This window comes from Nonomuraea sp. NPDC048826, assembly GCF_043198225.1.
In the GTDB taxonomy this organism is placed as follows: domain Bacteria; phylum Actinomycetota; class Actinomycetes; order Streptosporangiales; family Streptosporangiaceae; genus Nonomuraea.
The window spans coordinates 109,465-132,848 of sequence record NZ_JBICUQ010000002.1 but is presented as its reverse complement, the minus strand read 5'-3'; the positions used below and the strand labels follow the sequence as shown (position 1 = coordinate 132,848).

19 protein-coding genes are annotated in these 23,384 nt (G+C 71.7%); 8 read left to right on the top strand and 11 right to left on the bottom strand.

The window, feature by feature from the left end:
• The first annotated feature begins 110 nt into the window (after positions 1-110).
• Together ACGFI7_RS06365 and ACGFI7_RS06360 are read left to right on the top strand one after the other, a co-directional pair.
• A complete protein-coding gene (locus ACGFI7_RS06365; RefSeq protein ID WP_393399885.1) occupies positions 111-1,646 on the top strand; it encodes a long-chain fatty acid--CoA ligase in 1,536 nt (511 codons plus the stop codon).
• Positions 1,647-1,715: 69 nt separating this feature from the next.
• Positions 1,716-2,522 (top strand): alpha/beta fold hydrolase, encoded by an 807-nt coding sequence (locus tag ACGFI7_RS06360; RefSeq protein ID WP_393399883.1) that lies wholly within the window; start codon positions 1,716-1,718, stop codon positions 2,520-2,522.
• Here ACGFI7_RS06360 and ACGFI7_RS06355 read toward each other — a convergent pair whose 3' ends face one another.
• The 4 genes from ACGFI7_RS06355 to ACGFI7_RS06340 all read right to left on the bottom strand — a co-directional run bounded on the left by ACGFI7_RS06355 (position 2,523) and on the right by ACGFI7_RS06340 (position 7,791).
• Complete coding sequence (locus tag ACGFI7_RS06355; protein WP_393399881.1) at positions 2,523-3,782, bottom strand: class I SAM-dependent methyltransferase; 1,260 nt, start codon at positions 3,780-3,782, stop codon at positions 2,523-2,525. It lies immediately after the preceding gene.
• 4 nt (positions 3,783-3,786) lie between these two features.
• On the bottom strand, positions 3,787-5,136 hold the full coding sequence (locus ACGFI7_RS06350; protein WP_393399879.1) for an FAD-binding oxidoreductase: 1,350 nt from the start codon (positions 5,134-5,136) through the stop codon (positions 3,787-3,789).
• A 130-nt stretch (positions 5,137-5,266) separates the two neighbouring features.
• Positions 5,267-6,250 (bottom strand): NAD(P)-dependent oxidoreductase, encoded by a 984-nt coding sequence (locus ACGFI7_RS06345; RefSeq protein ID WP_393399877.1) that lies wholly within the window; start codon positions 6,248-6,250, stop codon positions 5,267-5,269.
• Positions 6,247-7,791 carry a protein kinase gene (locus tag ACGFI7_RS06340; protein ID WP_393399875.1) on the bottom strand — a complete coding sequence of 515 codons (1,545 nt, stop codon included), beginning with the start codon at positions 7,789-7,791 and terminating at the stop codon, positions 6,247-6,249. The genes ACGFI7_RS06345 and ACGFI7_RS06340 overlap by 4 nt, the downstream gene beginning before the upstream one ends.
• Positions 7,792-7,942: 151 nt before the next feature.
• Here ACGFI7_RS06340 and ACGFI7_RS06335 point away from each other — a divergent pair, with 151 nt between their 5' ends.
• The gene (locus ACGFI7_RS06335; protein ID WP_393399873.1) at positions 7,943-9,064 is read left to right on the top strand and encodes a CaiB/BaiF CoA transferase family protein; all 1,122 of its coding nucleotides are present in this window, start codon (positions 7,943-7,945) and stop codon (positions 9,062-9,064) included.
• 11 nt (positions 9,065-9,075) lie between these two features.
• Here the strand turns inward: ACGFI7_RS06335 and ACGFI7_RS06330 are convergent, their stop codons facing one another.
• Positions 9,076-10,311, bottom strand: a complete 1,236-nt coding sequence (locus tag ACGFI7_RS06330; RefSeq protein WP_393399871.1) for an FAD-dependent monooxygenase — start codon at positions 10,309-10,311, stop codon at positions 9,076-9,078.
• Between the two features lie 84 nt (positions 10,312-10,395).
• On the opposite strand from ACGFI7_RS06330, the gene ACGFI7_RS06325 reads away from it, so the two are divergent.
• Positions 10,396-10,923 (top strand): TetR/AcrR family transcriptional regulator, encoded by a 528-nt coding sequence (locus tag ACGFI7_RS06325; protein ID WP_393399869.1) that lies wholly within the window; start codon positions 10,396-10,398, stop codon positions 10,921-10,923.
• Here the strand turns inward: ACGFI7_RS06325 and ACGFI7_RS06320 are convergent.
• Positions 10,920-11,372 (bottom strand): GyrI-like domain-containing protein, encoded by a 453-nt coding sequence (locus ACGFI7_RS06320; RefSeq protein WP_393399866.1) that lies wholly within the window; start codon positions 11,370-11,372, stop codon positions 10,920-10,922. The genes ACGFI7_RS06325 and ACGFI7_RS06320 overlap by 4 nt on opposite strands.
• Before the next feature lie 97 nt (positions 11,373-11,469).
• Here ACGFI7_RS06320 and ACGFI7_RS06315 point away from each other — a divergent pair, with 97 nt between their 5' ends.
• Entirely contained in the window at positions 11,470-12,909 is a 1,440-nt protein-coding gene (locus tag ACGFI7_RS06315; RefSeq protein WP_393399864.1) for a GuaB1 family IMP dehydrogenase-related protein, read from the top strand.
• Here ACGFI7_RS06315 and ACGFI7_RS06310 read toward each other — a convergent pair whose 3' ends face one another.
• Complete coding sequence (locus tag ACGFI7_RS06310) at positions 12,910-13,569, bottom strand: SDR family NAD(P)-dependent oxidoreductase (RefSeq protein ID WP_393399862.1); 660 nt, start codon at positions 13,567-13,569, stop codon at positions 12,910-12,912.
• Between the two features lie 67 nt (positions 13,570-13,636).
• Here ACGFI7_RS06310 and ACGFI7_RS06305 point away from each other — a divergent pair, with 67 nt between their 5' ends.
• Positions 13,637-14,011: an FKBP-type peptidyl-prolyl cis-trans isomerase gene (locus ACGFI7_RS06305; protein ID WP_393399860.1), complete on the top strand. Its 375-nt coding sequence runs from the start codon at positions 13,637-13,639 to the stop codon at positions 14,009-14,011.
• A 122-nt stretch (positions 14,012-14,133) separates the two neighbouring features.
• Positions 14,134-15,660 (top strand): ATP-dependent DNA ligase, encoded by a 1,527-nt coding sequence (locus tag ACGFI7_RS06300; RefSeq protein ID WP_393399858.1) that lies wholly within the window; start codon positions 14,134-14,136, stop codon positions 15,658-15,660.
• Here the strand turns inward: ACGFI7_RS06300 and ACGFI7_RS06295 are convergent.
• Genes ACGFI7_RS06295 through ACGFI7_RS06280 form a run of 4 tightly spaced genes read right to left on the bottom strand, consistent with a single transcriptional unit; the run spans position 15,650 to position 22,087 of the window.
• Entirely contained in the window at positions 15,650-19,090 is a 3,441-nt protein-coding gene (locus ACGFI7_RS06295) for a hypothetical protein (RefSeq protein WP_393399855.1), read from the bottom strand. The genes ACGFI7_RS06300 and ACGFI7_RS06295 overlap by 11 nt on opposite strands.
• The gene (locus ACGFI7_RS06290; RefSeq protein ID WP_393399853.1) at positions 19,087-19,899 is read right to left on the bottom strand and encodes a carbohydrate ABC transporter permease; all 813 of its coding nucleotides are present in this window, start codon (positions 19,897-19,899) and stop codon (positions 19,087-19,089) included. The genes ACGFI7_RS06295 and ACGFI7_RS06290 overlap by 4 nt, the downstream gene beginning before the upstream one ends.
• A complete protein-coding gene (locus ACGFI7_RS06285) occupies positions 19,896-20,789 on the bottom strand; it encodes a carbohydrate ABC transporter permease (RefSeq protein ID WP_393399851.1) in 894 nt (297 codons plus the stop codon). Before ACGFI7_RS06285 ends, ACGFI7_RS06290 begins: the two co-directional genes overlap by 4 nt.
• Entirely contained in the window at positions 20,786-22,087 is a 1,302-nt protein-coding gene (locus ACGFI7_RS06280) for an extracellular solute-binding protein (RefSeq protein ID WP_393399849.1), read from the bottom strand. Before ACGFI7_RS06280 ends, ACGFI7_RS06285 begins: the two co-directional genes overlap by 4 nt.
• A gap of 301 nt (positions 22,088-22,388) precedes the next feature.
• Here ACGFI7_RS06280 and ACGFI7_RS06275 point away from each other — a divergent pair, with 301 nt between their 5' ends.
• Positions 22,389-23,174 (top strand): DeoR/GlpR family DNA-binding transcription regulator, encoded by a 786-nt coding sequence (locus tag ACGFI7_RS06275; protein WP_393399846.1) that lies wholly within the window; start codon positions 22,389-22,391, stop codon positions 23,172-23,174.
• Positions 23,175-23,384: the final 210 nt, after the last annotated feature.

Here is a 23,384-nt window from a genome sequence, read left to right as displayed (position 1 = left end):
CTCCAGCGGGGACATCGCGTCCATATGCATCTGTAACCTGAGTTACCTACTGGTTGGTATGTCCTCGATGCAAGGATGTCGCGGAAGGCCCAACAAGGAGGGAAGGCGTCATGCTCAACCTGTCGATCGTCCTGGAAGACAGTGCCAGGAACACCCCGGAGAACACGGCCGTCGTCTTCGGCGACATGCGACTGCCGTACTCCATGATCGACACAGTCGCGAACCAGGTGGCCAACCTGCTGGTCTCGCGCGGCATCGGCAAGGGTGACAAGGTCGCGGTCTCCTGCCCCAACCTGCCGTACTTCCCGTTCGTCTACTTCGGCATCCTCAAGACCGGCGCGACCGTGGTGCCGCTCAACGTGCTGCTGCAGTCCAGGGAGATCGCCTACCACCTGGACGACAGCGACGCCAAGGCGCTGTTCTGCTTCGAGGGCACGCCCGAGCTGCCGCTGGGCGAGCGGGGCAAGGCCGGGTTCGAGGCGTCCGAGGGGTGCGAGCACTTCTTCGTGCTCCCGGCCACGCCGCTGGCGACCGAGTCCGAGTACGGCGAGTCGTTCTGGGCGGCGCTGGGCGGGATGTCCGGCGAGTTCGAGACCGTGCAGACCTCGGCCGACGACACGGCCGTGATCCTCTACACCTCCGGCACCACCGGCCAGCCCAAGGGCGCCGAGCTGAGCCACCAGAACATGCTGATGAACGCCCTGGTCAGCGACAGGATGTTCCCGCGCACCGAGGGCGGCGACACCTACCTGGGCGTGCTGCCGCTGTTCCACTCCTTCGGGCAGACGACGGTCATGAACACCGGCTTCCTGCGGGGCGCCAAGGTCGTGCTCATGCCGCGCTTCGAGCCCGGCGAGGCGCTGGAGCTGATGCGCCGCGAGGAGGTGACGTTCTTCGCGGGCGTGCCCACCATGTACTGGGCCATGCTGACCAAGATCCACGCCGAGGGCGTCGAGCCGCCGAGCTCGCTGAAGATCGCGGTGGCGGGCGGCTCCGCCTCCCCGGTCGAGGTGCTCAAGGACTTCGAGCAGACCTTCGGCGTCGGCATCCTGGAGGGCTACGGCCTGTCCGAGACCTCGCCCGTGGCCAGCTTCAACCAGCCGGGCCGCCAGGCCAAGGCCGGCACCATCGGCACCCCCATCTGGGGCGTGGAGATGAAGCTGGTCGACAACGACTGGAAGACGGTCGAGGGCGAGGGCCCCGGCGAGATCGCGATCCGCGGCCACAACATCATGAAGGGCTACCACGGCCGGCCCGAGGCCACCGCCGAGGTCATGCGCGACGGCTGGTTCCGCACCGGCGACATCGCCACCCGCGACGCCGACGGCTACTACGCGATCATCGACCGGGCCAAGGACATGATCATCCGTGGCGGGTTCAACGTCTACCCGCGCGAGGTCGAAGAGATCCTCATGACGCACGAGGCGGTCTCGCTCGCGGCGGTGGTGGGCGTGCCGCACGACTCCCACGGCGAGGAGGTCAAGGCGTACGTCATCCTCAACCAGGGCGCGAGTCTCACCGAGGACGAGCTGATCGCCTGGGCCAAGGAGAACATGGCCGCCTACAAGTACCCGAGGGTCGTCGAGTTCCGCGATGCGCTGCCGATGACGGCCACCGGCAAGATCCTCAAGCGCGAGCTGCGGTAGGGGACGCGAAACGCTTCGCCCTCGACCGGCGATCTGTTCGTGGACGGCTCACGAACATCGGAGGATCGCATGGAAGCTGGCACGCTGGCCGTTCCCGGCGCCGAGCTGTACTACGAGCTGCGCGGGTCGGGGCCGGTCCTGCTGCTGGTCAACGGCGGCGAGGGCGACGCGGGCGCGTTCGCGCCGCTGGCGGGGCTGCTCGCCGAGCACTACACCGTGATCACCTACGACCCGCGGGGCAACTCGCGGAGCAGGCTGACCGGTCCGCTCGGCGAGCAGCGCATCCCCGAGCACGCCCGTGACGCGCACCTGCTGCTGCGGGCGCTCTGCCGCGAGCCCGCCTACCTCTTCGGCACCAGCTACGGCGGCATGGTCGCGATGGACATGCTCGCCTCCTACCCCGAACTGGTGCGCGCGGCGGTCGCGCACGAGCCGCTCCTGGTCGAGCTGCTGCCCGACGCCGAGCGCTGGCACGCCGCCTTCCAGGAGGTGTACGAGACGGGCGAGCGGGAGGGCACGACGGCGGCGATCCGGCAGCTGAGCGGCCTGCTCGGCGTCGACGCGCCGCCCGAGCCGTCACCCGCGCTGCCGCAGCCCGTCGCCGACCTGCTCACGCGCGTCCACGCGAACATGACGTTCTGCGTGCGCTACGAGCTGCGCTCGTTCGTCCGCTACGCGCCCGACCTGGAGGCGCTGCGCGCCGGCATGTTCACGCTGGCGTGCGGCGACACGGACGGCACCGTCGGCCACCGCACCGCCCTGGCCCTCGCCGCGCTGCTCGACATCGAGATCGCCGGCTTCCCCGGCGGGCACGCGGGTTTCATCACGCACCCGGCCGAGTTCGCCAAGACGTTGTACGAGGTGCTCGACAGCTGATCAGGGCCAGTCGCGCGCCGGGCGCAGCGGCATGCCCGAGCGCCTGTCGTCGCCCAGCTTGACCCCGAGCACCTGATGGAGCTGGATCTTGTTGCGCTCGAAGCCGACGACGCAGCCCGCCATGTAGAGAGCCCAGACGCGGGCGGTGCCCATGCCCACTTCCTGGACCGCGTCCTCCCAGTTGGCGTCCAGGTTGGCGCACCAGTGGGTCAGCGTCTTGGCGTAGTGCTCGCGGAGGTTCTCCTCGTGGTGGATCTCGAAGCCGAGGTCCTCCATCTGCCGGATGAGGTAGCCGACCGACTCCAGCTCGCCGTCGGGGAAGACGTAGCGGTTGATGAAGCCGCCCTTGTTGAACGTCTTCTCCTTGCCGGTGGGCCGGGTGATGCAGTGGTTGAGCAGCCGGCCGCCGGGCTTGAGCTTGCCGTGCAGGAAGCTGAAGTAGGCGGGCAGGTTGTCCTTGCCGATGTGCTCGGTCAGGCCGATGGAGCTGACGGCGTCGAAGCCCGTCTCGGCGACGTCGCGGTAGTCCATGTGGCGGACCTCGGCGAGGTCCTGCAGCCCGGCCTCGGCGATGGCCTTCTGCGCGTACTCCGCCTGCTGGCGGCTGAGCGTCACGCCGAGCGCCTTGACGCCGTAGTGCTGGGCCGCGTGGATGACCATGCCGCCCCAGCCGCAGCCGACGTCCAGCAGCCGCATGCCCTCCTTCAGCCCGAGCTTGCGGGCCACCAGGTCGAACTTGGCGAACTGCGCCTCCTCCAGCGTGGAGTCCTCGCTGGGGAAGGTGGCGCAGGTGTAGGCCATGGACGGGCCGAGCACCCACTCGTAGAACCGGTTGGACACGTCGTAGTGATGGTGGATCGCCTCGGCGTCGCGCTGCTTGGCGTGCCGCGACCCCAGCCTGGCCAGAGCGCTGGTGCGCACCTCCTGCGGCGGCACGGGGACGCGCATGAGCAGCGGCTTGACCCCCAGCGAACGGACCGCCGCCACCTTCTCGGCCGTCGTCAGGTCGTTCGTGGTGATGTTCCACATCCGGTCGAGCAGGGTGTAGAGATCACCGTGCACGTCGATGTGACCGGACACGTACCCACGCGCGAGCCCGAGCTCGCCCGGCGCCTGCGCCAGGTAGGCCACCGCGATCGGCGACTTCACCTCAAGGGTGACGTCCGCGTCGTCCGGGCCTGCCTTGCTGCCGTCGTAGGCCAGGAACGCGACCCCGGCGTCCGACCCGACGATCTTCTCGAAGATGGAAGCGAGAGCCATCACATCACCTTCCCCGCACACACTTGTCGTACAGGTCAAGCAGGCGCCCGCCCGGGTCGTATTCCCGCTTGACCGGCCAGTAGGCGTCCCCGTTGTACAGCCGCCAGAATTCGTCGCGGCCGTAGAACGACGTCGAGTAGAGAGACTTGTGCCCGTCGAGCTCGTGCACCGTGTTCTCGATGAGCCGGTTGTAGTAGCCGTCGAACTGTCCGCGCGGCAGCGGCACCATCCCCCAGAAGCCGAAGTTCACGTACAGCTTGCCCGGCTCCAGGGGGTAGAGCGGCCAGCGCGAGCTCGCCCGCAGCGGGCACATCCAGACCGGCGTCATGCCGACCCGGCCGGCGAAGAACTCCAGGAACTCCGCGCCCCGCTCGACCGGCACCTCGACGTCCTGGATGACCGACTCCTGCACCGGCTGGCCGCGCCAGCGGTCGATGCGGGCGGTGACGCCGTGCTTGCGGTCAAGGGCGACGAGTTTGCGGTAGACGTCGGAGCGCATCCAGCGGCGCGGCATGAACGTGCGGACCATCGGCTGCTGCACGCCGAACGCGCGCGAGCACCAGAACCAGTCGGTGTCCCAGCGCCACAGGTAGTCGCGCACGGTCAGCCAGTCGCGGCCGCGCTGCCGGATCGACTGGTAGTAGATGCGCATGCCGGTGTAGTCGGAGGTGTAGGGGGCCCGCTCGGCGAAGCGGCCGACGGTGAGGTAGAGCTCCTGCGGGCCGAAGAAGACCCCGTCGACGAAGTCGACCGGCTCCCCGTCGTGCTCCATGCTGTCGCAGATCTCCTGCATGGCCAGCATGCACTTGTCGGCGTCGGTGAACCGTACGTGCGTGAGCCGCACGTACGGCTGGACCTTGCGCAGCTTGATCCGCAGGCGCAGCGCGTAGCCCAGGGTGCCGTAGGAGTTCGGGAAGGCCCGGAACAGCTCGCGGTGCTCCTTGTCGTCGCGGGCGACGACGACCCGGCCGTCGCCGGTGAGGATCTCCATCTCCTCGACCGACTCGTGCGGCAGGCCGTCGCGGAAGCTGGTGGACTCGATGCCCAGCCCCGTCACCGCCCCGCCCAGGGTGATGGTCTTGAGCTGCGGGACCACGTACGGCATCAGCCCGTGGGGGAGGGTGGCGTCCACGAGGTGCTCGTAGGTGGTCATGCCCTGGACCTCGGCGGTCATCGTCTCAGGGTCGACGCTGATCACCTCGTCGAGGTCCCTGGCCGACAGGCTGGCGGTCTTGGCCTGGTCGCGGAACCTGAAGAGGTTGGACGTGGCCTTGGCCAGGCGAGGCGCGGCGTCGCCGGGGATCTCGGCGTACGAGCGGCGGATGTGCTCTACAGCCTGTTGGTGTGTCGACATCGTCGTCTTCACGCAAGCACCCCCTAGAGCCGGTAGAGATCGTCCACAGAACGTTATCTCTCCTGGACAACGTGGAACAGACCGGGGTCGTTAACGACACGAAAACTGTTCATCGTGCCAGCTAGACGGTTCAGGAAACCGTCGAACCCGAAAATTTTCTGCTAATTCGGGGGGAAACACCATTCACGACGTGGGCCACGTCGCGGCCCTCGACGGCGGCGGCCAGGTTCGCCAGCGTGACGGTCATCAGGCGCCCGGTGGCCTCCTGGGTGACGCCGGCCACGTGCGGCGACAGCAGCACGCCGGGCAGCTCGCGCAGCGGGTCGCCGGCCGGCAGCGGCTCGGCGTCGAACACGTCCAGCGCCGCGCCGCCCAGGTGTCCGGCGCGTAGCGCCGCCACCAGGCCGTCCTGGTCGACGACCCCGCCCCTGGCCGCGTTGACCAGGACCGCGCCCTGCTTGAGCCGGCGCGGGTCGATCAGGCCGCGGGTCTCCTCCGACAGCGCGATCACCACGACCACCACGTCGCTGGACTCCAGCAGCTCCTCCAGCGGGAGATAGCCGGGGTCCTCGCGGGGCGTGCGCGTCCAGTAGGAGACCTGGCCGCCGAACGCCCGGAACAGCCGGGCACAGGCCTCGCCGATCGGGCCGTAGCCGACAACGCCCACCCGGGTCGCGCCCAGCTCGCGGGGCCGCAGCGCCTGCTGCGGCCACTCCCCCGCGCGCACCGCCGCGTCGGCCTCGGCCAGCTTGCGGGTCACCGCCAGGGCCGCGGCCACGCACCACTCCGCCACCGCGCCCGCGCTCACGCCCGCCGTGTTGGCCACCGGCACGCCGGCCGCGGCGAGCGCGGCCAGGTCGTGGCCGTCGACGCCGACCGAGGGCTGCTGGACGAACGCCAGCCGGGGCGCGGCGGCCACGGCCGCGGCGTCGAGCGTGAGCTCGCCGGTCCAGTCGCCCAGCACGATCTCCGCCTCGGGCAGCGCGGCCAGCATCGCCGCGCGGTCGCGGGCGGCGGGGGCGCGCACGGTCACCCGGTCGCCGAGCGGCGCGAGCAGGTGGCGGATCAGGTCCTCGGGAAGCGGTGGGAGTGCCAGCAGGTGCCAGGGCGTCATGCGCCCACCGTAAAGCTCTCCAGCACCTGCCGCATCAGCCCGGTGTTGCGCTGCCACTGCCGCTCGGTGAAGGTCCAGGACAGGATGTAGGCGGTCTGGCCGACCGCCACGGCCCGGCGCACCTCGTGATACCTCATGCCGGGCGCGGCCCACGACGAGCCGCCCTGCCCGGCCACCCAGGTGAACTCCCACTCCACGGCCGTCGCGCCCTGGTGGCTGACGGGCCTGCGGGCGATGTTCACCAGGTCGTCGGCGCCCTCGGCCTGCAACGCCGCCTCCTCGTCGCGCAGGAGCTGGTGCGGGTCGAGGCTGGAGTACACGGCCTCGACGGCCAGGTGCCCCGTCCGGTGCGGGTGCGTCCACTCGGCGTGGTGCTCGCCGCGCGAGCCGCGCCAGCCGGCGGGCCGCGCGATCGTCCACCCGGCGGGCGAGGTCCACGGCCTGATCACGGCCCGCGTCCTGGCGGGGACGGGCGTCCGCGACGGCGTGGCGGTCTGCTCGGGCGTCGGCGTGATCGCCTGCGGGGCGCTCGGCATCGGGCTGGTCGCCGCGGCCCGCTGGGCGAGCTGCGCGGTGCCCTCCGCCGGGGTGGCCGACCTGAAGTACGCGACCGCGCCGGCCGCCACGACCAGGACGGCCGCCGCGGCCGCCGCGGTGACGGTACGGGCGAGCCTGCGCGACCGGCCGGGCTCGGGCGCGTCCATGTCGGCGGCGGCCTGCTTGGCCTGTGAGACGGCGGCGAGCAGCTCGTCGGCCTCCTGGGCGCTCACCCGATCCGCCGGGTCCTTGCGCAGCAGCCCCTGCAGCACGGGGTGCATGGCCGGCGGGATGCGCCGGTAGTCGGGCTCCTCGTCCAGGATGGCCTTGAGCGTGTCCATGGGCTCGCCGCGCTCGAACGGCGAACGGCCGACCAGGGTGGCGTACAACGTGGCGCCCAGCGACCACAGGTCCGAGGCCGGGCCCGCTTCCCTGCCGCGCACCCGTTCGGGCGCCAGGAAGCCGGGCGAGCCGGTCACCATGCCGGTCTGGGTGAGCGAGGCCTCGCCCTCGGCGGTGGCGATGCCGAAGTCGGTGAGCACCGCCCGGCCGTCGTCGGTGAGCAGCACGTTGCTCGGCTTCACGTCGCGGTGCAGGATGCCCTGCCCGTGCGCGGCGAGGAGCGCGGACAGCACCTGCCGGCCGACGTCGGCGGCCTGGCGCACCGGCAGCGCGCCCATGGTCGCCACGACCTCCTCGACGGACGGGGCGCGCACCAGCTCCATGACGATCCAGGGCCGCCCGTCCTCCTCGACCACGTCGTACACGGCGACCACGGACGGGTGGTTGAGCTGGGCGGCGGTGCGGGCCTCGCGCGCGGTGCGGACGAGCTGGCGTTCCCGGTCAGCCTCGGGCAGGCCCGCCGGCAGCACCACCTCTTTGATCGCGCACTGCCGGTTGAGCAGTGTGTCGTGGCCTTCCCAGACCACGCCCATGCCACCGCGGCCGAGCGCCCGAACTAACTGGTAGCGCTTGGCGATCAGCCGGCTGCTATCCGCATCCATGTCCTACCCCTGTTGACCACCCGAATAGTGGGCAAGTTTCCCATACCTCACCTTCCTCTGATGGGCGGTCAGGAAGGCGTCTTGCCACAGTGCACCGAATGTTGTTCTACTGGGGCGGATGTTCGCTGCCGGTCATGAGAAGGAGACGTCGATGTCGCACCCTCGTCAGGGGCCGTTGTCCGGGGTACGGGTGCTGGAGCTGGCGGGGCTCGCCCCCGGCCCGTTCGCCGGGATGATGCTCGCCGACCACGGCGCCGAGGTGGTGCGGGTCGACCGGGTGGCGGCGGTCTCCGACAAGCCGCGCACCGACGTGATGGACCGCGGCAAGCGCACGATCGGGCTGGACCTGAAGTCCCCCGACGGCGTGGCGGCGTTCAAGGAGCTGGCCAGGCACGCGGACGTGGTGATCGAGGTGTTCCGGCCGGGCGTGGCCGAACGGCTCGGCATCGGGCCCGACGAGCTGCACGCGGTCAACGAGCGGCTGGTCTACGGCCGGATGACCGGCTGGGGCCAGGACGGCCCGCTGGCCCCCACGGCGGGGCACGACATCGACTACATCGCGATCTCCGGCGTGCTGTCGATGCTGGGCCGCGAGGGCGAGAAGCCGACCCCGCCGATCAACATCCTCGGCGACTTCGCCGGCGGCGGCCTCATGCTCGCGTACGGGGTGCTGCTGGCGCTGTTCGAGCGGGAGCGCACCGGCCTGGGCCGGGTGATCGACGCCGCCATGGTCGACGGGGCGGCGATCCTGTTCGCGATGTTCTACCAGGGCGTGAACAGCGGCTTCTGGGGGCCGAGGGGCACGAACCTGCTCGACACCGGGGCTCCCATGTACGACACGTACGAGACGGCCGACGGCCGGTATCTGGCCGTGGGATCGCTGGAGCCGCAGTTCTGGGACGCGATGGTGTCGCTCATGGAGCTGTCGGACCTGCCCGACCGCAACGACCAGGCGCAGTGGCCCGCGCTGAAGGCGCGGCTGGCCGACGAGTTCCGCAAGCGGACCAGGGCCGAGTGGGAGGCGGTGTTCGAGGGTTCGGACGCCTGCGTGTCGCCGGTGCTGTCGATGGCCGAGGCCCCGGCCCACCCGCACAACACGGCGCGGGGCAGCTTCGTCGAGGTCGGCGGCCTGAGCCAGCCGATGCCCGCGCCCCGGCTGCTCGGCACGCCCGGTCCCGACCTGGCCCAGGCGACCCGGCTGGACGACCTGTCGACCTGGGGCATCCCGGCGGACGAGGCGGCCAAGCTGCGCGCCCAGGGCGTGCTGGCCTGAGCCCTGTCGTGTCAGGCGCGGGCCGCGCCGTGGCCGCGTGCCTTCTCGTACGGTGAGTAGTCCTTGAGCACGACGGCGTCATGCAGGCGCGCGCTCCTGCCGCCGAGCCGGCCGGCGGCCCTGATGACCGCGTCCGGGACGCGGTCGAGCACCCGGACGGCCTGGACGAGCGCCCACAGGTCGAAACGGCCGGCGGGGACGAGCCGTCCGGCCATGCGGAGGGCCAGGTCGCGGCTGCCGCGCACGTACGCGCCGATTTCCGCCTCGTACGCGGGGAACGCCCGCGCGGGGTCGCCGCCCGCCGCGGCGAGCTCGCCGGCCAGCACGTACGCGCCCACCACGGCGAGGCTGGTGCTGCCGCCGACTGCGGGTCCCGGGCAGTAGCCGGCGTCGCCGACGAGCGTGACGCGCCCGCGCGACCAGGTGTCCATGCGCAGCTGCGTGATGCTGTCGAAGTAGAACGCGGGCGTGGTGTCCAGCTCGGCCAGCAGCCGCGGCACCTCCCAGCCGAGGCCGGCGAAGTGCTCGCGCAGCAGCTCCTTCTGCCGGGGGACGTCCCGGTAGTGGTAGTCGAGGGGCTCGCGGGTGCGGAAGAGGAAGACGGCCCGCGCGTCCGGCAGGTGGGCCGCCGAGTAGAGTCCGGCGATCCGGCCGACGGCCGAGACGCCTTCCATGCGCCCTTCGAGGCCCAGGTAGTCCGGCACGGACGCGACCGCGAGATAGGCGCCGATCCAGGTGGCGAAGCGCTCCTCGGGGCCGAACACCAGGCGGCGCACGTTCGAGTGCAGCCCGTCCGCGCCGACCACCAGGTCGAACCGGCGCGCCGGCCCGCGCTCGAACTCCACCACGCCGTCCTCGCCGATGGCCGTGATCGAGTCGTCGAAGACGTACTCGACGTCGTCGCGACCGGCGTCGTAGAAGATCTCGCTCAGGTCGTCGCGCATGATCTCCACGTGCCGGTCCGAGACCGCGGCGATGAGCTTCCCGGTGCGCATCCGCACCGGGCGGGACCGGCCGGGGACATGGAAGGTCAGTGAATCGGTGCCGGTTCTCCTGGCTCTGACCTGGTCGAGCACGCCCATCTTGGCGGCGATGTCGACGGCGGGGCGGAACAGGTCGACCGCGTGGCCGCCGGTCTTGCGCAGCGCGGGGGCGCGTTCGACGACCGTGACCGTGAACCCGTAGCGGGTGAGCCAGTAGGCCAGCACGGGGCCGGCGACGCTGGCGCCTGAGACGAGGACGCGCATGGGGATCCTCCTTACTTACCGGATGGTAAAACTCAGGCTAGCAGGCGGGATTACTTAACGGTAGGTAAGGAATAGGATCTCTCCATGGCCAGGCCGAGTGACACCAGGGCGCGCATCCAGGCGGTGGCGCGCGAGCTGTTCGCGCGCCAAGGCGTGCAGAACACCAGCCTGCGCCAGATCTCCGACCGGCTCGGCATCACCAAACCGGCTCTCTACTACCACTTCACCTCACGCGACGACCTGGTGCGCAGCATCGTCCAGCCGCTCCTCGACGACATGGAGCGGTTCGTGTCCAGCCGGAAGCCCGGCGGCGACCCGCGCGCGCTCCTGGGCGACTACTTCGACCTGATCTGGCGGCACCGCGAGGTGATCGTCATGATGGTGCGCGAACTGTCCGTGCTGTCCTACCTCGACCTGGGCAACCGCATGATGGAATGGCGGCAGCGGCTCATCGCCCTGCTGCTCGGCGACGGCCTCACCACCACCCAGCGTGTCCGGGCGACGATCGCGCTGGGCGGCATGGCCGACTGCTCGGTCGAGTACGCCGACCTGCCCATCGAGGAGGTCAAGCCGACGGCGGTCGAGGCCGCCGCCGCCGCGCTCGGGGTCTAGACCGCCACGTAGAGGTCCACCCCGCCCGGGTGGTGCACCTCCAGGTCGGTGGTGAAGGCCCGGGAGGGGGTGCCGCCCGACTCGGTGTGCTTCCACACCCGCTGCCAGGCCTCGATCAGCGCCTGCGGCATCGGGCCGCGCGCCTCCAGCCGGAGCGTGGTGGCCGCCGGCACCCGCACCGCCACCATGCCCTCCGGCAGCCGCGGCACCGTGCGCACCGCGGTGCCGACGATCTGCGTGTAGGCGCCGTGGTGGTCGCTCTCGTAGTCGGTCAGCACCGCGTACAGATTCTCGTCGACCCGGTTGGGCAGGTGCGCGAAAGCCCCCGGAGCGCCGGCTCGCTGCCACAGCGCCGGCAGCTTCGCCCGCGCGTGGTCCATCTCGTCGGCGTTCGTGGTGCGCACTGCGAAACCGACGACGATCATTTCGCCCCGCTCGGTGACGTCCACACGCCCTCCCTCCCCCATATGCATCCGCGCCGATCATAAGCCCCCGAGAAAGGGGGAAATCCTAGGTGGAAGCATTCACCTCATAAGATGGATCAACGTGAAATTTCTCAACGGCATGGCTCCGCCCTACGACCTGACCTACAGCGACGTGTTCATGACCCCGTCGCGCTCCTCGGTCGGGTCACGGCTCGAGGTCGACCTGTCCACGCACGACGGCACCGGCACCACGATCCCGATCGTCGTGGCCAACATGACGGCGGTCGCCGGGCGGCGCATGGCCGAGACCGTCGCCCGGCGCGGCGGCATCGTGGTCATCCCGCAGGACATCCCGTTCGACGTGGTCGCCGACGTGGTCGACTGGGTGAAGAAGCGCGACCTCGTGCACGACACGCCGCTCGTGCTCACCCCGCACGACACCGTCGGCGAGGCGCTGCAACTGCTGCCCAAGCGCGCGCACGGCGCCGTCATCGTCGTCGACTGGGAGAACCGCCCGGTCGGCGTGGTGACGGAGGCCGACTGCCAGGGCGTCGACATGTACACCCAGCTCGCGCAGGTGATGTCCAGCGAGCTGCTCACGCTGCCCGCCGGCCTCGCCCCGCGCGAGGCGTTCGACCGGCTGCACGACGGACGCCACCGGCTGGCGCCCATCGTGGACGAGGCGGGCGCCCTGGTCGGCATCCTCACCCGTACCGGCGCGCTGCGCGCCACCCTCTACCAGCCGGCCGTGGACGACCGCGGGAGGCTGCGCATCGCCGCGGCCGTCGGGGTCAACGGCGACGTGGCGGCCAAGGCCAAGGAGCTGCTGGAGACCGGCGTCGACTGCCTGGTCGTCGACACCGCGCACGGGCACCAGGAGAAGATGGCCACCGCGCTGCGGGCCGTGCGCGCGCTCGACCCGGCCGTGCCCGTCGCGGCCGGCAACGTGGTCACCGCCGCAGGCGTGCGCGACCTGGTCGAGGCGGGCGCCGACATCGTCAAGGTGGGCGTCGGGCCGGGCGCCATGTGCACGACCAGGATGATGACCGGGGTGGGCCGGCCGCAGTTCTCCGCCGTGCTGGAGTGCGCAGCCGAGGCGCGCAGGCTCGGCCGGCACGTGTGGGCCGACGGCGGCGTCCGCCACCCGCGCGACGTGGCGCTGGCCCTGGCGGCCGGGGCGGCCAACGTGATGATCGGCTCCTGGTTCGCCGGCACGTACGAGTCGCCGGGCGACGCCCACACCGACGCCGACGGGCGCACCTACAAGGAGAACTTCGGGATGGCCTCCGCGCGCGCCGTCCGGCTGCGCACCGCCGAGGACAGCCCGTTCGACCGGGCCAGGAAGGCGCTGTTCGAGGAGGGGGTCTCCACCTCGCGGATGTATCTGGACCCGCGCCGGCCCAGCGTGGAGGACCAGATCGACGCGATCGTGGCAGGGCTCCGCTCCTCGTGCACGTACGCGGGCGCGACCACCCTGGAGGAGTTCCACGAGCGCGCGGTCGTCGGCGTGCAGAGCTCCTCCGGCTACTCGGAGGGCATGCCCGTCCACACCAGCTGGTGATCAGCGGCGGGCGGTCACCCGCACCGTCGTGCCGGTGACCGACCTGGCGAGGTCGCCGGCCAGGAAGACCGCCACCGCGGCCGCGTCCTGCGCGCCCGCGGGCTCCTCGCCGCCCGCCGGCAGTTCGCCGAGCGCGATCGCGTTGACCCGGATGCCGCGCGGCCCCAGCTCCACGGCCAGCGTCGCGGTCAGGCTCTCCAGGGCCGCCTTCATCGCCCCGTACACCGCCAGCCCGGGGGCCGCCCGCCGGGCCTCGCCCGAGCTGACGTTGATGATCGCACCGCCCGCGTGCATGAGCGGCAGCATCCGCCGGATCAGCGCCGTGACCTGGCCGAAGTTCTCGTCGGTCAGCGCCTGCTCGTCGCGCGCGGCCAGCTCGTCGAACGGCGCCGCGAACGACCCGCCGGCGCCCGTCACCAGCACGTCCACCCGGCCCCACCGGTCGGCCACCGCCTGCGCGAACACCTCCGCCGCCATCGGGTCGCCCGGCCTCACCGTCATCGCCAGATCGCCCACCGGCCGGTCGCGGTCGCACGCGGCGACCCGGGCCCCGAACCCGGCGAGCGCCTCCGCGATCGCCCGGCCCACCCCGCGCGCCGCCCCGGCGACCACGGCCACACGCCCGCCGAGCAGGATCGCGTCAGGAGTCGGGGCCGTCACGAGAGCTGACCTTATCCCGAGCGCGTAGAGTCGTCGGGTTCATTGCCATCGTCAACAGGAGCACTTCGTGGCACTCTCGAAGCCGGAGATCGACTTCCCTGGCGGCAACCCGCCCGCCGACCTGGAGATCGAGGACATCACCGTCGGTGACGGCCCCGAGGCCAAGCCCGGCCACCAGGTCAGCGTCCACTACGTCGGCGTCGCCTTCTCCACCGGCGAGGAGTTCGACGCGTCGTGGAACCGCGGCCAGGCGTTCGAGTTCCCGCTGGGCGCCGGGCGCGTGATCGCGGGCTGGGACCAGGGCGTCGCCGGCATGAAGGTGGGCGGGCGCCGCAAGCTCGTCATCCCGCCGCACCTGGGTTACGGGAACGCCGGTGCGGGCGCGCGCATCAAGCCCGGCGAGACCCTCATCTTCGTCGTGGACCTGCTCGGCGTCCGCTGACGTCTCCCGCCCCGTCCCTTCCGGGGCGGGGCGGTCTTTTCTTGCCGCCCGCCACCCGCTTTTCCGGCAGGCCCGATCGCGGGGATTGCGGAAATGTCGTGGAGGTGAGGCACGATAGCGGTGTGCTGCTGATCGACGTGGTCCGGGTGTCCGAGGCGGTGGCGCGCACGCCCGCGCGGCTGGGGAAGATCGGTCATCTGGCCGAGCTGCTCGGCCGGGTCGGCCCCGCCGAGGCGGAGATCGCCATCTCCTATCTGTCGGGTGAGCTGCCGCAGCGCCAGATCGGCGTGGGCTGGCGCTCCCTGCAGGAGCTGCCCGGCCCGAAGCTCGTCGCGACCGCCACGCTGACCGACGTCGACTCCCTGCTCACCAAGATCAAATCGGTGTCCGGCCAGGGCTCCCAGGCGGCCCGCAAGGCGCTGGTGCACGAGCTGTTCGCCGGGCTGACCAGCCAGGAGCAGGCGTTCATGCTCAAGCTGCTCAGCGGCGAGCTCCGGCAGGGCGCGCTCGACGGCGTGATGATCGAGGCGGTGGCCAAGGCGTCCGGGGCGCCGTCGGCCGACGTCCGCCGGGCGCTCACGCTCCGCGGCTGGCTGCCGGCCGTCGGCGCGGCCGCGCTGTCGGGTGGCGTGCCGAGTCTCAAGGCGTTCCGGCTGGAGGTGGGCCGCCCGGTCTCGCCCATGCTCGCCGGCAGCGCCCCCGGCGTCGCCGCCGCGCTGGCCAAGGCGGGCGCCCCCGCCGCGCTGGAGTGGAAGCTCGACGGCATCCGCGTCCAGGCCCACCGCTCCGGCTCGGAGGTCAGGGTCTTCACCCGTACGCTCGACGACATCACCTCCCGGGTCCCCGAGCTGGTGCAGGCGGTGCTGGGCCTCCAGGTGCGCGAGGCGGTGCTCGACGGCGAGGTGATCGCGCTGCGCCCCGACGGCCGCCCGCACCCGTTCCAGGTGACGGCCGCCCGCACCGGCAGCAAGATCGACATCGACCGCCTGCGCGCCGAGACACCGCTGAGCGTCTTCTTCTTCGACGCGCTCCGGGTCGACGGCGCCGACCTGCTCGATCTCCCGTACGCCGACCGCCAGGAGGCGCTGGCCGCGGCCGTCCCCGCACCGCTGCTGACCCCGCGCCTGGTCACCGACGACGTGGCGGCGGCCGAGCGGTTCTTCGCCGAGGTGGTGCGGGCCGGCCACGAGGGGCTGGTGGTCAAGGCGCTGGCGTCCCCCTACGCGGCCGGCCGGCGCGGCGCGGGCTGGATCAAGGTCAAGCCGCGCCACACCCTCGACCTGGTGGTGCTGGCCGCCGAGTGGGGCCACGGCCGCCGCGAGGGCAAGCTGTCCAACCTCCATCTCGGCGCCCGCGACCCCGAGACGGGCGGGTTCGTCATGCTCGGCAAAACCTTCAAGGGGCTGACCGACGAGCTGCTCGCCTGGCAGACGGAGCGTTTCCTGGAGCTCGCCGAGGGCCCCACGACGGAGTGGACCGTGCAGGTCCGCCCCGAGCTGGTGGTGGAGATCGCCTTCGACGGCGTGCAGCGCTCCCCCCGCTATCCGGGCGGCATGGCCCTGCGCTTCGCCCGGGTGCTGCGCTACCGTCCCGACAAGCGCGCCGCCGACGCCGACACCGTCGAGACGGTCCGCTCCCTCATGGTCTAGTGCGCAGCCGCACCGGCCCCAGCAGGCCGGAGACGCGCTGGCCGGCGAAGACGAAGTGGGTGGGGCTCACCTCGTCCAGATACGGCCCCAGCGTGCCGAGGACGAGGATCTCCACCACGTTCTCGCCGTCGTCCAGGCCGACGTCGAACACGTACGGCGAGCACACCCGGATCCCGCACGGCCGCCCGTTGACCGTGACCTCCGCGGTGCCCCTGACCCTGCCCAGGTCGAGCAGGCCCGCCCCGGCGCGCGCCGTGACGGTGGTGCGGTAGCGGACGCCGCCGCTGTAGCCGGCCAGGCCGCGTTCCTCCCAGTCGCCCAGCCGCATCCGCCCGGGGCCGCAGGCGAACCGCACCGGCCCGGTGAACGCGGCCCCTCCCTGCGCCCCGGGCGCCGTGTCGACGTGCAGCTCGACGGTGCCCTGATCGGTCCAGCGCACCCGTACCGGGCCGGCGGCCTCGACCTCGACGTCGTGCGCGCCCGGCGGCGCGTCCACCACGAAGACCTCGGTGCGCGGGGCCGCGCCCGGCACGGCGAAGCCGGCCCGCGGCGCGACGGGCCCGTCGCCGAGCCAGCCGGTGTCGGGCAGCGGGTGCGGGCGGCGCCGCAGGTGGAGCGCGGCCTGGTCGCCGTACTGGCGGCGCCGGACCCGGACGTCCCCTGACCATCCGGGGCCGGACACCGCCGGCCCGTCCACCAGCACCCAGCCGTCCGACTCGACGCGGATGGTGTTGCCGCCCGGGTGCAGCAGGTGCGTGACGTCGTAGCGGCGCACCCGGGGGATGTCCGCCTCCGCGTACGGGTCGAAGCCGCCCTGCCTGCCCGCCTCCCGCCCGTTGACCAGCACCCGGCACGACGCGGTGGAGGCCACCTGCAACGGTTCGTACGGTCCGGCGCCGAGCCGCACGGTGGTCTCCAGCGGCGTGCCCGCGATCCACTCCGGGCGGGCGGCGTCGGCGGGGTCGGCCACCAGGCAGACGTAGGCGCGCAGGTCGGCCTCCTCGTCCGGCACCAGCCGCAGCTCCAGCAGGTGTTCGCCGGGCGGGACGGGCGCCCGCGTCACGGCGGCGTAGCCGCTGTCGTCCAGCGGGACCGGCTCGCCGTCGAGCCGGAGGGTCTTCGCCGCGCCCGCGCCGGCCGCGAGCCGGACGGGCGGGCCGGGCGGCACGGTGAGCAGGGTGCGGAAGCGGGCCTCCTGCCCGGCCTGGACCCGGCCGAAGGCCAGGAACTCGGCCGGCACCCGGCCCTTGGGTCCGAGCGCGTCCCGGTGCACGGGGTCCTTGCGCAGCCCGCGGGAGGCCGACCAGACCGACGGGGTCCACGGGCCGTCGCCGACCCGCTGCTCGCCCCGGGGGCCGAAGGTGACGTGCGCCGGCTCCCCGTCCGGGGTGCGCAGCGTCCAGCGCTCGACCGTCGCGCCGCCGCCGAAGTCGCCCCAGGTGTCGTCCAGGGTGGGGACGAGCTCGACGTCCCACTCGTCCCCGAGGTCGGTCTCGACCGGGTACGGGGGCGCGACCGGCGCGGGCTCGGCCGGGGTGCCGTCGAACACCAGCAGCGCCGCCGGGCCGTCGTCGAACGGCACCACGACCTCGACGGCGTCGCCGGTCCGGGTGTGCGGCAGCGGCCGGGGCTCGCCGCCGTCGAAGAGCCGGGCCAGCAGCGGCGTGCCCGACACGCCCCTCACGGTGATCCGCATGTCGCGGGCGTACCTGGCGGGGTCGAAGTCGATGACCGCGTCGAGCCAGCCGAGGTCCACGCCGCGTTCCTCGGGCCGGCCCACGCTGATCCTGCTGGCCATGGGATGCGCCGCCGTCAGGAACACCAGCGTGGTGTCACCGACCTCGCGCACCAGCGCCGGGACCGGCGCCTCCACCCGGCGCGTCAGACCGCCCAGCGCCTCCCCCAGCCGGGCGGCCGACTCGACGTACCGCAACGAGCCCCCCGACGCGGACAGGGCGCGCAGGGAGGGGGCCTGGGGCGGTGCGCCCACGGCGACGAGCAGGCCGCCGGAGGCGGCGAACTCGGCGAGCCTGGCGGCCACGTCGTCGTCCAGCTCCGTGACGGCGGGCAGGATGATCGCCCGGTAGGCCTCCGTGGACACGGCCAGCCGCCCGTCCGTCACGACCGCCCGGCGCACCGAGTCCTCGTCGATGACGTCGGCGTCGAGCCCGAGCCGGTCCAGCACGCCGGGCCGGGTGGCGAACCACGCCATGTCGCCGACGAGCTCCCGGTAGACCTCGTCGGCCCTGGCGGCGGCCGCGTCCGCGGGCCCGAGACCGGTGCCGGCCTGGGCCGTGGCGGTGGGCAGCAGCACGGCCACGTCGCAGGCGTGCCGGCCCTGCGACAGCACCGCGCACAGGCGGGCGACCGCGTCGGCGAAGACGCGGTGGTGCCGCCAGTAGGGCTGACGCCAGTCGGTGGACGGCGGCGCCCACTCCCACCAGCCGCGCCTGGTCGTGTAGTAGACGGCGTGCGGGTTGTAGAGAGTGGCGCCGGCCCGCAGCCAGGGCAGCAGCCAGTCGAAGGTCTCCTCCAGCGTGCCGCCCCACCCGCTGGAGTGGAAGGCCTCGATCCAGGTGCGCGGCCTGCCGTACAGGTGGGCGAGCGAGGAGTGCAGCCGGGCGTCGCCGTGGTGGTCGGAACCCGGCGCGCCGAACCAGCGGTGGGTGGCCGCGTAGTCCGCGTACAGTTCCACGCCCGCCACCGGGTGCCCGGCGCGGGCGGGGTCCTGCTGGTCGCAGCCGCCCAGCAGGCCGTGCCGCTCGTGCCAGCGCGCCAGCGGGCGGAAGAACGCCTCTTCGGCCAGCTCGGCGCGGGTGCGCTGGTAGGCCAGCCAGTCAGGGTCGTCCAGCGTGAACGGCTTCCCGCGCCGGGCCAGGTGCTCCTCGGCGAAGCGCGCGGACCAGGTGGGCAGGGTGGGCAGCTCGTCCTGGAAGGACCCGGCGATCACCGTGCCGAACCAGTGGCCCACCCGCCGCTCGAACTCGCCGTGGACCCGGTCGATCAGCACCGCGCACGCCTCGGGAGACAGGTAGTCGAAGCCGCGGGAGTGGACGGAGCCGTCGGGGGCCAGCCACCGGCCCGCGAACTCCGGCCGCTCCGCCACCAGGCGCGCCTGCAGGTCGGCACCGGAGAAGCCGAGCTGGTCGTAGAACCACAGGCGGGCGCCCAGCTCGGCGGCGTCGGCGCAGACCCCGTCGAGCAGCTCCCACCACGCCTCCGACATGAACGGCGGGTCGTCGGCGTCCGCGCCGAACATCGGGCCCGAGGGCGCCAGGTTGAGGATCACCAGGTTGTGCACCCCGCCCGCGACCAGGCGTTCCAGCTGCCAGCGCAGCCGGTCGCGGCGCAGCGGCTCCCCGCTCCACCACCAGATGGCCGCCGGGGAGAACTCCCGGGGCGGCTCGCGCAACAGGTCGAAGACGTTCACCCCTTGAGTCCGCTCGCGAAGCCCTTGATGACGTAACGCTGCAGCACCAGGAACACCAGGACGATCGGCAGCGCGCCCAGCACCAGGCCGGCGAAGACCAGGCCGTGCTGGGAGACGTACTGGCCGACGTAGGCGAAGACGCTGACCGGGACCGTCTCGAAGCCGGAGCCGCCGAGGTAGATGAGCGGCGTGAAGAAGTCGTTCCAGATGAAGACCGCGTTGAGGATCAGCACCGTGCCGGTGATGGGGCGCAGCAGCGGGAAGACGACCCGGGTGAACGCCACCAGGTGCGAGGCGCCGTCGATCTGGGCGGCGCTGGCGTACTCGCGGGGCAGCGCCCGGATGAAGCCGGTGTAGAGGAAGACCGTGAACGGCAGCTGGATGCCGGTGTAGAAGAGGATCATCCCGGCGTGCGTGCCGATCAGGCCGAGGTCGGTGACCAGCTGGTAGAGCGGGATCATGCCGAGCTGGAACGGCAGCACGATGCCTAGCAGGAAGAGGATGTAGAGCCCGTACCCGAGGCGCGTCTTCACCCGGGCCAGGAAGTACGACGCGAACGAGCCGAGCGCGATGAGCGCCAGCAGGCTGACGACCGTGATGACCGTGCTGTTCATCAGCGACGGGCCGAGCGCCGCGGCGGTCCACGCGCTGGCGAAGTTGTCGGATGTGGGCGGGTTCGGCAGGGCCAGCGGCGCCTGCGAGATCTGCGCCGGGTTCTTCAGCGACAGCGAGACCAGCGTGTAGACGGGGAACATGAAGGCGACCGCCACCGCGATCATGACGAGTTCGAGGAGGAAGGTCCTTCTCACACCGTCACCTCCCGGTTGCGCAGGTAGTAGACCTGGACGAGCGAGACGGCCGCCACGAACAGGGCGAGCACCAGCGCGATCGCGGTGCTGTAGCCGAACTTGCCGAACACGAACGCCTGCTTGTAGAGCACCGTGGAAAGCGTCTCCGTGGCGTAGCCGGGGCCGCCGTTGGTCGCGGCGAAGACCTGGTCGAACAGCTTGAGCCCGCCGATCGTCGACAGCATGAGGTTGATCGTCACGGCCGGGGCGAGCAGCGGCCAGGTGACGTACCGGAACCGCTGCCAGGTGCCCGCGCCGTCGATCATGGCGGCCTCGTGGAGCTCCTTGGGGACGCCCTCCAGCCCGGCCAGGAAGATGACCATGGAGTATCCGGCGTACTGCCACACGACCATGCCGGCGATCGACCAGAGCGCCACCGACGGGTCGCCGAGCCAGTCGACGCGCAGCCCGAGCAGGCCGTTGAGCCCGGCGGACGGGTCGGGGTTGTAGATGTACTTCCACAGGAACGCCACCATGACCGGGCTGACCACGACCGGCGCGAAGAAGATCACCCGGAGCAGCGCCCGGCTCTTCAGCTTCGCGTGCACGCCGAGGGCCAGCAGCAGGCCGACGACGTTCTGCACGACCACGATGGCCACGGTGAGCAGCAACGTGTTGCCGATGGAGCCGAGCGCCTGGTCGTCGCCGAGCAGGGCGCGGAAGTTGGCCAGGCCCACGAAGGACCTGTCCTGGCCGATCCCGCTCCAGTCGGTGAAGGCGTAGACCACGCCGCTCGCCGCCGGGTAGAGCACGACCAGCGCGTACACCACGAGCGCGGGCACGGCGAAGAGCCAGGGCGGGGCGTCGGCGCTGACCCGCCGCCCCGTGACGCGGGCGATCAGGGGGGTCACTTCCGGTACGCCTCGTCCATCTTCTTCAGCGCCTCGTCGATCGTCGACTTGCCGGCCAGCAGCTCCTGGATCACCGCGAAGTGCACCGGCTGCACCTCGGCGTTGGGCCAGCGCTGGTCCATGAACGGCACCGCGCGGTCCTTGGTGAACGGCAGGAACGACTCGACCGCCGGGTCGATCTTGGAGGAGGCGTCCTGGGTGAGCGGGATGGCGGCGATCGCCTCGGCCCAGGCGTTGATGTTCTCCTGCTTGCCGAGGAAGTCGATGAACGCCTTGGCCTGCTCGACGTTCCGGCCCTTGGCGCTCGCGCCGAGCCCGACCACGACCCCCGCCGGGATCCACACCTCGGCCGCCTGGTCGGCGCCCGGCAGCGGGAACATCGACAGGTCGTCGGGCGTCGAGGCGGCCTTGCGGAAGTCGGGCAGCACGGCCGACACCTGGATCGCCATGGCGGCCTTGCCCGAGGCGACCATGGAGGTCTGCTGCTCGAACGTGGTGCCGTTGGGGTTGTCGTTGAAGAAGCCGCGCTTCTGCAGCTCCAGGTACATCTCCATGGCCTGGCGCCAGCCGGAGTCGGCGAACGTGGCCTGCCCGGCGAGCTGCTTGTCGTCGAAGGTCGGGTCCTTGGCGTAGACGGTGGAGGGCACCAGCGCGTAGGTGATGAGCTGGGTGACCCACGGGGTCTGCGCGCCGAGCGCGATGGGCACCACGCCGGCCTTCTTCAGCTTGTCGCAGACCGACAGGAACTCACTCCAGGTGGTGGGCGGCTCCTCGACGCCGGCCTTCTGGAACGCCTTCTTGTTGTAGACCGCCCCGATGACCGACGAGCCCGCCGAGTAGATGTAGGTCTTGCCGTCGAGCTGCAAGGCGGGCTTGAAGCCGGTGGGGATGGTCTGCGTCCACGCCTGGGCCGACAGGTCGGCCAGCAGCCCGGCCTGGGCGATCTGGCTCATCGACATCGCGCTGCCGTTGCCGGGGTACACGACGTACAGGTCGGGCGCGTTCCCGGCGCCGAGCTGGGTGCGCACGGACGTCTGCACCTGGTCGGTGGGGGCGTACGAGGGAGTGATCCGGACCGACGGCTGGACCTTCTGGTAGGCGGCCACGAGCTTGTCCATGGGCGCCTTCTGGTCGGACACGCCGATGAACTTGAGCTCGGTGGTGCTCTGGCCGCCTGTCGTGACCGTGGTCTCGGGCCGCGTCGAGCAGGCGGTGGCGAGCGTGGCGGCGGCCAGGCCGCCCATCATGCGCAGGAACTGGCCCCGGCTCAGCCGGGCCTCGCGCAGCAGGTCGGTCATTGTCTCTCCTCGGTCGTGCGGAAGGTGTGATCCCCCGGGAGAATCCGGTCGTGCGGATGCGCGTTCCGGACGGATGGCGATGCGAACGTTTTAATGGCGGCGCTGACAAACCCGGAGGTCAGGGCCCCGACGACCTCCGCGCCGGCGGTCCGGACGGCACTCATCGCGCCACCTCCCAAGGAAGAGTTTGTTAACTTCGCAATCAAACTTGTTAAATTTGTGAGATGCCGGGAGACTACGAGTCGCCCAAGATGGGTGTCAAGAGTAGAATTCGCAGCCCTCCGAGCAGGTGGAGACTCAGGTGAAACCGCGGCCCCACACCTCCAGCAGGTCGGCGCGATGGCAGGGCATGGCCGAGCACATCGTGCGGCAGGGCTCCGTCTCCGTGACCGAGCTCGCCGAGAGCTTCGGCATCAGCGTGATGACCGTCCATCGCGACCTCGACGAGCTCGAGCGCCAGGGCATGGTGCGCAAGGTCCGCGGCGGGGCCACGGCCCAGGCGAGCAACGTGTGGGAGAGCAACATCGCCTACCGGCTCAAGGCCCACACGGCGGAGAAGGACGCCATCGCCCGCGTGGTGGCCGGCATGATCGAACCGGGCAGCTCGGTCATGCTCGACGACTCCACCACGGCGCTCGCGGTGGCCCGCCAGCTCCCCGAGCTGGCGCCGCTGACCGTGGTGACCAACTTCCTGGAGGCCATCAGGCGCCTGGCCGGCCACCCCGACATCCGGCTCATCGCGCTCGGCGGCGAATATCACGCGACCCATGACTCTTTTCTCGGTCTCGGCTGCGTCGACGCCGTGGCGGCGGTGAGCACCGACGTGGTGGTGGTCTCCACCTCGGCCATCTCCGAGAGCTACGCCTTCCACCAGGAGCAGGAGATCGTGCTGGTCAAGCGGGCGATGCTGCGCTCGGCCACCCGGCGCATCCTGGCCGTCGACGGCTCCAAGCTGGCCCGGGTCGCGCTCCACCGGGTGGCCCCGCTGGACGACTTCGACGTGGTCGTGGTCGACGCGAACGCCCCCGCCGACCTCCTCCAGCGGCTCCGCGACCACCATCCACGGGTCGAGGTGGCCCAGTTATAACGCGATGAGCTGTTACTTTTAACTCGCTCCTTGTTAAAACGTTTGCATCTTGCTACAAAGTGAGGGCGTTCGCCCCACCTCAGGAAGCAGGATGCACCGCCCCTCGCGACGTTCTTCCCCCGGGCCCGGCGGCTCCGCCCACATCGACGCCAAGGGCCTGAAGCCGGGCCGCGAGCACGGCTACCGCTTCCGCACCGGCGGCGAGGTCGA